This is a genomic window from Mesorhizobium sp. M2A.F.Ca.ET.067.02.1.1 (assembly GCF_004023285.1).
GTDB lineage: Bacteria > Pseudomonadota > Alphaproteobacteria > Rhizobiales > Rhizobiaceae > Mesorhizobium.
In genome coordinates, this window is the sequence record NZ_RZSB01000104.1 from 1 (window position 1) to 11,670 (window position 11,670).

The following is an 11,670-nucleotide window of genomic DNA, read 5'->3' on the forward strand; positions in this document are numbered from 1 at the left end:
TATACCGCACTTGCTGCCCGCTCAGGGTCCAAGAAACTCGCCATCATCGCCGTCGCAAGGAAGCTCCTGGTCGTCCTCAACGCCATCATGCGCGACAAAACCGCATTCGCGTGAACACAGTTGCCATGCCGTTACCTGAGCCGAAAAGCGCAGCGTGTCAGAATGTAGGGGATATTTGCGGTGTCGGGGGTATGCGTTCCGTTCTACACCGCGAGCTTGGTGTTGATGGAACGGCATGGATCCTAGGGTCTACGCGCGTCGCTTCGCTCCTTGCTTCGCCCTAGGATGACGAGGTGCATAGGATGAACGAGGTGCACTACCCCGCCGCCGCCTGCTCGGCGGCTTCCTCGATCCGCTCCATGTCGTCGTCCGACAGGCCGAAATGGTGGCCGATCTCGTGGATCAGGACGTGGGTGACGATGTCGCCCAGCGTCTCCTCGTTCTCGGCCCAGTAATCGAGGATGGCGCGGCGGTAGAGCGTGACGCGGTTCGGACCCTCGCCGGTCTGCGGGTTCCAGCGCTCGGCGATGCCGCGTCCCTCGAACAGGCCGAGCAGGTCGAAGGGCGTCTCCAGCGACAGGTCGTCCATGATCTCGTCGGTCGGGAATTCGGCGATCTGGATGACGATCTCGCCGGTGAGCTGGCGGAACTCGTCCGGCAGATGGGCATAGGCCTCCAGCGCCATGAGCTCCAGCTCGTCCATCGACGGCGAGAGCTGATCGTGCCAGGTGCGGGTCTTGTAGATGCGGGCCATGAAACGTCCTTTGATCCCGGCATATAGGCTTTCGCGGCTTTGGAGGCAAATGAGCCGGCTGGCCGTCCGCCTTCAGGGTAAAAGGCGAAGGAATAAATTCCTTCTGACTCTGCTTGACTCTTCCGGGCCCCTCTGGAATCTATAAGAACATAACAGGAACAATTTCTGCCGGAAGTGAACGTCATGGCGATGAGCGCCGTGGCGCGGGACACTGTTTTTGCCCTGCGCCGCCAGATCGCGAAGATCGAGGGAACGCTGCCCGAGCGCCTGCAGGCGCCAGTTGCTGCCACTGCGGATGCCGCCAAGTCGGATATGACGCTTGTCCGGCGCGGCCTCGCGGTGGCCTCGCCGGATGCCTTCCTGCGCACCGGCATCGACCGCCTCGACACCGCCCTTGGCGGCGGCCTGCCCAGGGCGGCGCTCAGCGAAATCCATGGGCTGGAGACCCGCGATGCCGGCGCGGTCGCCGGCTTCGCGCTCTCGCTCGTAAGCCTGATCCTCAAGGAGAAGCAGGGCCTGCCGATCCTCTGGGTCGGCACGTCGGAAATCTTTCACGAGGCCGGCCTGCCCTATGCCAGGGGCCTTCATGCCCTGTTCGGCATCGAGCCGGAACAACTGCTGTTTTCCGAGGCGCCGAAACTGCTCGACGCGCTGTGGATCGCCGAGGAGGCCGCCCGCATGACGGCCTTCGCCGCGGTCATCCTCGAAATACGCGGCAGCCCGCGGCTTCTCGACCTCACCGCCACGCGCCGGCTGCACGCCCGCGCCCAGAACGCCGGCCGTCCGCTGCTGTTGCTGCGCCAGGCCGGCGAGGCCGATCCAACCGCCGCCCCGGTGCGCCTCATCGTCTCGGCGGCGCCGGCGGCGAACCGCGAGACGGTCGCCGGACCGCTCGCCGGCTCGATCGGCCGCCCTGCCTTCAAGGTCGATATCGGCAAGAGCCGCACGGCCCTGCCCGGACAATTCACACTGGAGTGGAACCCAAATGAGCACGCTTTTGCGGAAAGAACAGAGAATCCTGTCGCTGTGGTTCCCGCATCTCAGCGCGGAGCGGATCCTGCGCCAGCGTCTGGGGCGGTCCTGGCGTTCCCGGCCCTCGCAGCACCTGCCTCTGGTGATCAGCCATCGCGACAACAACACCCAGCGCATCGCAGCCCTCGACGAGCGGGCTGAGGCGCTGAAGCTGAAACGCGGCATGGGCATTGCCGATGCCCGCGCCATGCACCCCTCGATCGATGTGGTCGAGGCCGACCCGGAGGCCGACCGCCGCCTGCTCGAAGGCCTTGCCGACTGGTGCGACCGCTACACGCCGCTGGTGGCGATCGACGCCGAGTACGGGCTGTTCCTCGACGTCACCGGCTGCACGCATCTGTTCGGCGGCGAGCGCGCCATGCAGGACGAGATCCTCACCCGCTTCTTCCAGCAGGGTTTCGATGTCCGCGCCGGCCTGGCCTCGACCCCTGGCGCCGCCTGGGCGGCGGCGCGCTTCCACGGCAACCGCATCGTGGCCGGCGGCGAGGAGGAGGCGCTGCTTGCGCCACTGCCATTGTCGGCGTTGCGCATCGCGCCGGAGACCCGCGCTCTCCTGGAAAGCGTAGGCCTGCGCACCGCCGGCGCGGTGATGGCGGCACCACGCGCGCCGCTCGCCCGCCGCTTCGGCGCTACTCTGCTTCTGCGCCTCGACCAGGCGCTCGGCCGGCTCGACGAGGCCGTGTCGCCGCGCCTTCCCGTCGCGCCGCTCTCGGTCGAGCGCCATCTTGCCGAGCCGGTCATGCTCACCGACAACATCGAGCGGCTCATAAGCCGGCTGGCGATCGCCCTGAAGACCGACCTCGAACGGCGCGGCGAAGGCGCAAGGACGCTGGCGCTGTTTCTCTTTCGCGTCGACGGCGCCGTCAGCCGCATCGCCGTCGGCACCTCGCGCCCGATGCGCGAGCCGCGGCTGATCCAAAGACTGTTCCATGAGCGGCTCACCGCGCTGGAGCAGAGCATCGACGCCGGCTTCGGCTTCGACCTGGTGCGGCTTTCCGTGCTGTCGGTCGCCGCCTTCGACTTGGTTCAGGGCGACCTCACCGGCGAGGCGGAGGATGATGACGCCGACATCGCGCTCTTCGCCGACCGCGTCCGCGCCCGCCTCGGCGAGGCCGCCGTGCTGAAGCCTGTGGTTGTCGAGAGCCATCTGCCGGAGCGCGCCGTCAAGAGCGTGCCTTTCGCCGAAGCGCCGCAAAGGCCCCCGCCGGCGGCCGGGCGGGCGGCGCCGCCCCGAACAGCCCCGCCGATGACCATCTATCCGCCGGAGCGGCCGGTGCGCCTGTTCCGCTCGCCCGAGCCGATTGAGGTGCCGGCGACCGAGATCCCCGAGGGGCCGCCGATGAATTTCCGCTGGCGGCGCGCGCTTTACCGCGTCGCCCGCGCCGAGGGGCCGGAGCGCATCGCCGCCGAATGGTGGCGGCAATTGCCCGGCGAGGAAGAGGCGCCGACCCGCGACTATTACCGCATCGAGGACAGCGAGGGGCGCCGCTACTGGCTCTACCGCCAGGGTCTTTACAGCACCTCGCCCCAGGCCGCGCCGCCGCGCTGGTACATGCATGGGGTGTTCGCATGAACGCGCTGACCGCCATCCCCTATGCCGAGTTCGGCATAAGCTCGAATTTCTCCTTCCTGCGCGGCGCCTCCAAGCCGGAGGAGCTGGTGGTCACGGCGAAATTCTACGGTTTTTCGTCGATCGGCCTTGCCGACAGGAACACGGTCGCCGGCGTCGTGCGCGCCTGGCAGCAGGCCAAGGTGGAGAAGATGGCCTATCATCCCGGCTGCCGCCTGGTGTTCGGCGACGGTACGCCGGACATCCTCGCCTATCCCCGCGACCGCCAGGGCTGGGGGCATCTGTGCCGCATGCTGACGCAAGCCAATCTGCGCGACGAGACCGAGAAGGGCGCGACGCTGCTCAAGCTCGACGACCTGCTCGAATGGGGCGATCGGATGTCGCTGGCGATCCTGCCCAATCTGTCCGGCGGCGCGGAAGGCAATCTGGAATTTATTAGCCGGCTCAACGATCGCTTCGGCGCGGCGCTCCGATTGGCCGTGGCGCCGGATTATGGCGGCAATGACCGCTTCCGCATCGAGCAGGCGGCGGCGATGGCCTACCATGCGCGTATCCCGCTGATGGCGACCAACGACGTGCTCTACCATGCCGCCGAGCGCCGCCCGCTGCAGGATGTGCTGACCGCGATCCGCCTCAACACGCCGGTTTGCGAGGTCGGGCTGGAGCTGACCGCCAATGCCGAGCGCCATCTGAAGCCGCCATTGGAGATGGCGCGCCTTTTCCGCCGTCACCCTGAAGCGCTGGCGGAAACGCTGCGCTTTGCCGACGAATTGACCTTCTCGCTCAGCGACCTCGAATACAACTACCCGGACGAACCGACCGAATCCGGCCTCGGACCGCAGGCCGAGCTCGAACGCCTGGCCCGGGAGGGGGCGGTCAGGCGCTATCCGGCCGGCGTTCCCGAGCATGTGCTCAAACGCATCGACAGCGAGCTCGCGCTGATCGAGCGGCTGAACTATGCGCGCTACTTCCTGACCGTCCACGACATCGTCAAATTCGCCCGCAGCAAGGACATCCTCTGCCAGGGCCGCGGCTCGGCCGCCAATTCGATCATCTGCTTCTGCATCGGCATCACCGAAGTCGGCCCCGAGCGCATCGACACACTCTTCGAGCGCTTCATCTCGGAGGAGCGCAACGAGCCGCCCGACATCGACGTCGACTTCGAGCATGAAAGGCGCGACGAGGTCATCGCTTACATTTACGACAAATACAGCGCCAAGCGCACGGCGCTTGCCGCCGCCGTCATCAGCTATCGCGGCCGTTCCGCCCTGCGCGAGGTGGCCAAGGCCATGGGCCTGTCCGAGGATGTCCGCAGCGCGCTGTCCAGCACCATCTGGGGCTGGTCGACCTCCGAGCTCGGCGAAAGGGAAGCCAATGCCGGCGGACTCGACCGCACCGATCCGCTGTCGCGCCAGGTGCTGGAGCGCGCCAACGAGATCATGGGTTTTCCCCGCCACCTTTCCCAGCATGTCGGCGGCTTCGTCATCACCCGCGACCGGCTCGATGAGGTCGTGCCCATCGTCAAGACCGCGATGGAGGAGCGCAAGATGGTCGAGTGGGATAAGGACGATCTCGACGCGGTGAAGATCCTCAAGGTCGACGTGCTGGCGCTCGGCATGCTGACCTGCCTGAAGCGCGCCTTCACCTTGCTCACCGATCATTACCCGCAAGCGCGGGATCCGTTTGGACGGCCTTACGTGCTCGCCACCCTTCCCGAGGAGCACGAGGACGTCTACGCCATGATCCAGAGGGCCGACACGCTCGGCGTCTTCCAGATTGAGTCGCGCGCGCAGATGTCGATGCTGCCGCGTCTCAAGCCGGAAAACTTCTACGACCTCGTCATCGAGGTGGCGATCGTGCGCCCCGGCCCGATCCAGGGGGACATGGTCCACCCCTATCTGCGCCGGCGGCAGGGCAAGGAGGCGGTCCATTACCCCAGCCTGGAGCTTAAGAAGATCCTCGGCAAGACGCTGGGCGTGCCGCTTTTCCAGGAACAGGCGATGAAGATCGCCATCGTCGCCGGCGGCTTCAGGCCGGGCGAGGCCGACGAGCTGCGCCGCGCCATGGCGACCTTCAAGCGCACCGGCACGATCGGCAATTACCGCCAGCGCATGATCGACGGCATGGTCGGCAATGGCTACGACAAGGAGTTCGCCGAGCGCTGCTTCAAGCAGATCGAGGGTTTTGGCGAATATGGCTTTCCCGAAAGCCACGCCGCCTCCTTCGCGCTGCTGGTCTATGCCTCCTGCTGGTTCAAAACCTTCTTTCCCGACGTCTTCTGCGCCGCGATCCTGAATGCGCAGCCGATGGGCTTTTATCAGCCCGCCCAGCTTGTGCGCGACGCGCGCGACCATGGCGTCGAAATACGCGAGGTCGACATCAATCATTCCGTTTGGGACTGCACCCTGGAGGCCACCGCCTTCGATCCGTCCCGCATCCTCGAGCGCCACGCTTCGATGCGCGGCGTCATCGAGACGGCGCATGCCGTCCGCCTCGGCTTCCACCAGATCAAGGGCCTGTCCAAGGAACGCATGGAAGCCGTCGTCGCGCAGCGCGGTAACGGCTATCGATCGGTCAGGGATGTCTGGCTGCGCTCAGGCCTCGATGTCGGCGAGATCGAAAGACTGGCTGAGGCCGACGCGTTCCGCTCGATCGGCCTCGACCGCCGTGCCGCGCTCTGGGAAGTCCGCGCCCTCGACGGCAGGAGCGCAGCAGAAAAACTGCCGCTGTTCGACCAGCCCTCGCTTCGCCTGCGCGAGCTGGAGCCGGAAACGAAACTGCCGAAAATGCCGCTCGGCGAGCATGTCGTGCATGACTACCGCTCGCTCGGCCTGTCGCTGAAGGAGCATCCCGTCGCCTTCCTGCGCGAGCGGCTCACCCGCGCCGGCATCACCCCCAACGCCCAGCTGCCGTCGGTGCGCGACGGCCGCCGCGTCTCCGTCGCCGGCCTCGTGCTGGTCCGCCAGCGGCCGGGCAAGGGCAACGCCATCTTCCTCACGCTGGAGGACGAAAAATCGATCGCCAACGTCATCATCTGGCCGCGCGTCTTCGACCGCTTCCGCCCGGTGGTGATGGGCGCCCGCTTCATCCGCGTCACCGGCAAGCTGCAGCATGAATCGAACGTCATCCACATCGTCGCCGACCGGATCGAGGATTTGACCTCCTGGCTGAGCGTGCTGCTGGAGTCCGCCAATCGCCCGGTCATCGAGCCCGCCGAACGGCCGGTTGGATCAAAGGCCGACGCAAGCCGTGACCTGCCGGTCCGCCAGGATGTCGCCACACTGTCGAGCGCCGCGCAACAGGTCATGCCGAAAGGACGGAATTTTCAGTAGGATGATGTCGGACTGCGCGTGCCGTCACGATGCACAACTTTGATGTCGGCGGGACAGCGCCCCCCTCTGTCCTGCCGGACATCTCCCCCACGAGGGGGGAGATTGGACGTCACGCCGGCTTTCGCCAATCTCCAAGGCTGAAGGAGTGAGCCGGCGCCGCAGCTGCCAATCTCCCCCCTCGTGGGGGAGATGGCCGGCAGGCCAGAGGGGGGCGCGAAGGATCGCCAACCTACGTCGCGCTGTGCACTTATGAGCCCGCTCACGAAGGCCCGCTGAGCCGCGGCGGCGGTGGCGCCAGCATGTCCTCGGCCGAGATCGTGCGCGCCTCCGAAGGCAGCATGATGGGGATGCCGTCGCGCACCGGATAGGCGAGCTTCGCCACGCGCGAGACCAGCTCGCTGCGCTCCGGATCCCAGGTCAACGGCCCCTTGGTCAGCGGGCAGGCCAGCAATTCAAGAAGCTTCGGGTCGACCTCGGCTTTTCGTCCGTCACGTCCGTCCGCTGGCATCGCACTTTTCCATTGTCCAATTCCCCCGACCCTAAGTGTGTTGAGATTCAGGTCAGGCCGGGTCGAGAATGGTGGTTTCCGAGAACCGGAGCGGAGCGTACTTGAAGTACGTGAGCACCGGAAGCGCAGGAAGCCGCCGTTCGCAGGCCGGCCTCACCTGAATATCAGCACACTTACTGCAGGCTTGAGCCAAACTCGTCATCCTCGCGCGCCAGCGTCATCTCGGTGATGGCGATCAGCGTCTCGGCGCGCGTCTTCAGGTCCGGCGCTTCCAAGAGCGCCTGTTTCTCGGCCGGCCCGTAGGGCGCCATCATCGACAGCGCGTTGACCAGCATGCCGTTCTCGGCGCGGCTGACGCTTTCCCAATCGGCCTCGAGGTCATTGGCCTGCAGATAGGCGCGAAACGCCTTGAGCAGCGCCGGCCGGTCGATCTCGGCGGCGGCCGGGTCCTCCTCGAGGTCGGCCAGGAACGGCATGATCTTGCACTGCCGGAACGGCGCCTTCGCCGCGAGCTCCTGCACGATGCGGAACCGGCACACGCCCTGCAGCGAGATCAGGTAGCGGCCGTCGCCCGTCTCGGCCAGCGAGATGATGCGCCCGGCGCAACCGACGCTGCACAGCTCCGGCTCGCCGTCGTCGCGCAAGGCGCCGTCAAGGCTCGGCTGGATCATGCCGATCAGCCGCGAGCCGGCCATCGCCTGGTCGATCATCTGCAGATAGCGCGGCTCGAAGATGTTGAGCGGCATGCGGCCGCCGGGCAGCAGCAGCGCGCCGGCGAGCGGAAACACCGGGATTGCCGACGGCAGATCCTTGGCCAGCCGGTAGAGTGCGTTACCAACGCGCACCGCGATCCTCCCGAAGCAACGCCGGCAAGCGCATCACCCTGCAATCTCCTCTCGCACCCTCTTGATCGGCACAGCCCTTATCTGGCGCTGGCACTCCTCCGCTCAAGCCTGCCGGCCGCGACAGCCGGCAAAAAACTTCAAAGCATGTCTCCCGAAAGTGGGAACGGGATAAAGACATGCGTAAAATCAAAACCCAAAGCGCATGGAGCGAATCCGAAAGATCGCGACGCGCTTTGAGCGCAATTCCGGGACAAGTGCTTGAGCCGCCTTCGTCCGGAATTGCGTCAGAACAAATACCTAGAGCGTTTCGCGATTCTGTGAAACGCCGAAATGCTCTACGAGAACAGCAGCGACGACAGCTTGCGGCGTGCCGCCAGCGTCGCCTCGTCGGTCATTCCCCAGGCCTCAAAGAGCTTCAGCAGCTGCGCCCTGGCGCCGTCGTCGTTCCAGCTGCGGTCGGCCTTGACGATCGAAAGCAGATTGTCGGCGGCCGCATTGCGATCGCCGCGCGCGTTCTGGATCATCGCCAGGTCGAAGCGCGCCTGATGGTCGGCTGGGTTAGCGGCGAGCCGGCGCTCGAATTCGGCCGGATTGCCGAGCGCTGCCGCTTCGGCCGCCAGCGTCATCTTGGCGCGCAGCGCCGCCAGCGCCGGCGCGTCCTTCTTGTCCTCAGGCGCCCGGGCCAGAACCGCCTCGGCGCCTTCCGCGTCGCCGGCATCGAACAGGATTTCGCCCAAGCCGGCGATCGCCTCCAGCGTCTCCGGCGCCTGCTCGAGGATCGCATCATAAATGTCGGCCGCGGTCTGCACGTCGCCGGCCGTGCGCGCCTCGGCGGCAGCGGCCAGCGCGTCGGCGATCTGCGGCGCGCCACCGCCCTTACCGTCAACCTTCTGGATGAATTGGTTGATCTGGCTTTCGGGAATGGCGCCCATGAAGCCGTCGACCGGCTGGCCGTCCTTGAAGGCGATGACCGCGGGGATCGACTGGATGCCGAGCTGGCCGGCGATCGAGGGGTGGTCGTCGATGTTCATCTTGACCAGCTTGACCTTGCCGCCGGCTGCCTGCACCGCCTTTTCCAGCTGCGGCGTCAGCTGCTTGCACGGCCCGCACCACGGCGCCCAGAAGTCGACCAGCACCGGCTGGCGCCGCGATTCCTGGATGACGTCGGCGGCGAAAGTGGCGGTGGTGGTGTCCTTGATCAGGTCGGCCGCCGCCGGCGTCTCGCCCAGCGAAACCTTGGGGCGGTCGCCGCCACCATATTGCACCGTCTGGGCGTACTGGCCGCCATTGCCGCCGAACGCGCCGCTATACGGATTGTTGTCGCTCATCGTGTCGCCCTTTCGGTCGCGCTTTCAGGCGCGTCATTGTCGGATTTTGGAACCGCCTTCCATGTGGCGATCAAGCCCTGACTTTCAAGATTGTGAGACTTTCAGGATAACAGGATCGTGGCCGGTTGCCTCGACGAATCTGATCAGATCGGCGGCGGCGATCGAGGTCGTCGCCTCATTGGTCAGCGGGTGGCCGTTGATGACGTCGTGGCTCATCAATTCCTGGTCGAGCACCACCTTGACCTTCCCCTCCCTGTCGTTGATCAGGCCGAAAACCGTGACCGCGCCGGGCATGACGCCGAGCAGCTCCACCAGCATCTCGGGCTTGCCGAACGAGACCCGGCTGGCGGCGCCGATCAGGTGATGGATCTGCTTCAGGTCGACGACGGCTTCCTCGCCGACGGTGACAAGGAAATAATTGTCCTTCTTGTCCTTGAGAAACAGGTTCTTGGTGTGGCCGCCGGGAATCTCGCCGCGCAACCCTTGCGAATCGGCGACGGTGAACAGCGGCGGGTGCCTGACCGTCGAGACGGAGATGCCGAGATCGGCGAGAAATTCGTTGAGCTCGGCTTCGGTCTTCGGCATCGGTCCTCGCGCAGTCAAAAGAGCGGTCACGCCGTTTACGGCCAACAATGCCGTCGGGGCAAGGCCGCCGAAGCAATTCCGGGAAAGGAGCACTTCCGGGAAAGGCGCGTGGAAGCTTTGAGCGCGGATTGGCGATCGCCCCGTTCCACGCAGCTTCGGCGCTTTCGAAGCGGATCTCGCCGCACGAAGAAATTCACTCCAAAAAGACCGTCATTTCCCTGTTGCAATCGCCGCGCTCTTCGGCCATATAGGCGCGGCTTGCGGCCGAGGCCGCGCGAGCGGGTGTAGCTCAGGGGTAGAGCACAACCTTGCCAAGGTTGGGGTCGGGCGTTCGAATCGCCTCACCCGCTCCAGTTTCCTCCACCGAGGATCAAGCAAACGAAAAGCCGCGGTTTTCCGCGGCTTTTTCGCGTCTGGACCATTTGATCTTCTTGATCTTCGGAGCTTCCCGGATTGCCGGGGAAGTGACGACATCTGCCGCCGGCAGTTGGCGCGGGTCATCCAGGAAGTGCCGCGACCCATCAGACTTGGGTCGCATGTCGAAGGGACTGTAGAGCCTCTTTTGCCAGGCGCCTGACAACTATATGTTGAGTGAAAGTGCCGGAACTAAATCCGGCCGGGCAGTTTCGCGGGCGCAGTTCCCGCGAGTCGTTGCGTTGGGGCATACTAGATCAAAGAACGTCGGCCATGAGGTTCACAGCCTTACCGGATCCGTGCGGCCAATGGATGGTATATGACCTGCTTTCGGGTTATCCGGCGCAGGTCGGGGACATATTGTTGCTCGGCCTGAGCCGCGAGGAGGCGGAGCGGCTTGCCGGACAGGCGGATCAATCGGCGCCGCAGCCTCTTCGTCGGTATTGCAGCCATTTATCGGTATTCTGCCGTTCCAATCCGGAACAATCGGACTCGTCGGAGATTTAGATGCGCCGACCGAGGGAGCGCCGATGAGGTTCGCAGCGATGCAGGATCCGTGTGACGACTGGCTTGTCCATGATCTGGCTCTCGACCTCCCGGCGGAGATGGACGGCCGGGTGCTGATCGGACTGACGCGTGGCGAAGCCGAGGATCTGGCCGACCAGGCCAATGCGGGCGGGCCGGTTGTCGATTCGCCGGGTCCCTTCGCCAGCGTCGCCTGAGGACGCGGTCTGCAGCGCCGCGATTCAACCCCAGATCACATCGGATAACATTTGCGTGCCAACGCATTTCAACGTTGTGCCGGCTTCCATATCTCCTTCGGGGGCCGAGAACCGCCGGCGGTGAGTGGCCTGCACCGCCACACGACGCGACTGGACGGCCCGTTTTGGAAAGCGGGTTTACCGCTTCCTCCATCCCGAGGAGATGTCATCACGTTCTTTCATCTCAAAGATCATTGCGGCCGCCTCGATCTTCGCGGCCATACCGCTTTCGAGCGCCTATGCCGTGCACCGCCATCATAGAGCGGCGGTCGACACCACAACCACGGCATCGGTGCCGGTGGACCCGGAAGCGAGAGTTGCGACGCAGCAGCTGCTTGGCGTGAAACAAGGTATCCGCGAGGCCAGGCAGGCCGGCAAGATCACACAGGACCAAGCCCGCGACCTGATGCGGCAGGCGGACGCCATCCAGCCCACCCGAGGCCGGTCGGCGATCGGGCAGATCAACCAGTTGGATCAGCGGCTTCAGAATGCCTCCGGCCAAGGGACCTATATCGGCAGCGGCGGCGATGGCGGCTACTAT

The 11,670-nt window shown here is 65.5% G+C and carries 10 protein-coding genes and 1 tRNA gene; 6 read left to right on the forward strand and 5 right to left on the reverse strand.

Annotated features, from left to right (window positions below; genetic code table 11):
- Window positions 1–316: 316 nt before the first annotated feature.
- A complete protein-coding gene (locus tag EOA28_RS10825; RefSeq protein ID WP_042645389.1) occupies window positions 317–754 on the reverse strand; it encodes a metallopeptidase family protein in 438 nt (145 codons plus the stop codon).
- A gap of 183 nt (window positions 755–937) precedes the next feature.
- Here EOA28_RS10825 and EOA28_RS40150 point away from each other — a divergent pair, with 183 nt between their 5' ends.
- Genes EOA28_RS40150 through EOA28_RS10840 form a run of 3 tightly spaced genes read left to right on the forward strand, consistent with a single transcriptional unit; the run spans window position 938 to window position 6,688 of the window.
- Entirely contained in the window at window positions 938–1,927 is a 990-nt protein-coding gene (locus EOA28_RS40150; RefSeq protein ID WP_127250497.1) for a hypothetical protein, read from the forward strand.
- Window positions 1,869–3,359 (forward strand): DUF6504 family protein, encoded by a 1,491-nt coding sequence (locus EOA28_RS10835; RefSeq protein WP_127250495.1) that lies wholly within the window; start codon window positions 1,869–1,871, stop codon window positions 3,357–3,359. Before EOA28_RS40150 ends, EOA28_RS10835 begins: the two co-directional genes overlap by 59 nt.
- The gene (locus EOA28_RS10840) at window positions 3,356–6,688 is read left to right on the forward strand and encodes an error-prone DNA polymerase (protein ID WP_127250493.1); all 3,333 of its coding nucleotides are present in this window, start codon (window positions 3,356–3,358) and stop codon (window positions 6,686–6,688) included. The genes EOA28_RS10835 and EOA28_RS10840 overlap by 4 nt, the downstream gene beginning before the upstream one ends.
- 259 nt (window positions 6,689–6,947) lie before the next feature.
- Here the strand turns inward: EOA28_RS10840 and EOA28_RS10850 are convergent, their stop codons facing one another.
- From EOA28_RS10850 to EOA28_RS10865, 4 genes are all read right to left on the reverse strand, one after another.
- Window positions 6,948–7,196 (reverse strand): Trm112 family protein, encoded by a 249-nt coding sequence (locus EOA28_RS10850; protein ID WP_127250491.1) that lies wholly within the window; start codon window positions 7,194–7,196, stop codon window positions 6,948–6,950.
- A gap of 173 nt (window positions 7,197–7,369) precedes the next feature.
- Window positions 7,370–8,041: an LON peptidase substrate-binding domain-containing protein gene (locus tag EOA28_RS10855; protein ID WP_127250489.1), complete on the reverse strand. Its 672-nt coding sequence runs from the start codon at window positions 8,039–8,041 to the stop codon at window positions 7,370–7,372.
- A gap of 335 nt (window positions 8,042–8,376) precedes the next feature.
- Window positions 8,377–9,369, reverse strand: coding sequence for a thioredoxin (trxA, locus tag EOA28_RS10860; protein ID WP_127250488.1), 993 nt, complete (start codon window positions 9,367–9,369; stop codon window positions 8,377–8,379).
- Between the two features lie 84 nt (window positions 9,370–9,453).
- The gene (locus EOA28_RS10865; protein WP_127250486.1) at window positions 9,454–9,954 is read right to left on the reverse strand and encodes a prolyl-tRNA synthetase associated domain-containing protein; all 501 of its coding nucleotides are present in this window, start codon (window positions 9,952–9,954) and stop codon (window positions 9,454–9,456) included.
- Window positions 9,955–10,232: 278 nt separating this feature from the next.
- Here EOA28_RS10865 and EOA28_RS10870 point away from each other — a divergent pair.
- The 3 genes from EOA28_RS10870 to EOA28_RS10880 form a co-directional block, all read left to right on the forward strand.
- Window positions 10,233–10,307 (forward strand) — tRNA-Gly (locus EOA28_RS10870).
- Between the two features lie 591 nt (window positions 10,308–10,898).
- Window positions 10,899–11,090 (forward strand): hypothetical protein, encoded by a 192-nt coding sequence (locus EOA28_RS10875; protein ID WP_127250451.1) that lies wholly within the window; start codon window positions 10,899–10,901, stop codon window positions 11,088–11,090.
- A gap of 202 nt (window positions 11,091–11,292) precedes the next feature.
- Window positions 11,293–11,670 (forward strand): hypothetical protein (locus EOA28_RS10880; protein ID WP_128314886.1); only part of this gene is annotated, 378 nt, incomplete at its 3' end.

What these genes read in the sequence shown, in the direction of transcription:
- EOA28_RS10825 (WP_042645389.1), bottom strand. Translation starts at nt 754, where the DNA reads ATGGCCCGCATCTACAAGACCCGCACCTGGCACGATCAGCTCTCGCCG.
- EOA28_RS40150 (WP_127250497.1), top strand. Translation starts at nt 938, where the DNA reads ATGGCGATGAGCGCCGTGGCGCGGGACACTGTTTTTGCCCTGCGCCGC.
- EOA28_RS10840 (WP_127250493.1), top strand. Translation starts at nt 3,356, where the DNA reads ATGAACGCGCTGACCGCCATCCCCTATGCCGAGTTCGGCATAAGCTCG.
- EOA28_RS10850 (WP_127250491.1), bottom strand. Translation starts at nt 7,196, where the DNA reads ATGCCAGCGGACGGACGTGACGGACGAAAAGCCGAGGTCGACCCGAAG.
- trxA (WP_127250488.1), bottom strand. Translation starts at nt 9,369, where the DNA reads ATGAGCGACAACAATCCGTATAGCGGCGCGTTCGGCGGCAATGGCGGC.
- EOA28_RS10865 (WP_127250486.1), bottom strand. Translation starts at nt 9,954, where the DNA reads ATGCCGAAGACCGAAGCCGAGCTCAACGAATTTCTCGCCGATCTCGGC.
- EOA28_RS10875 (WP_127250451.1), top strand. Translation starts at nt 10,899, where the DNA reads ATGAGGTTCGCAGCGATGCAGGATCCGTGTGACGACTGGCTTGTCCAT.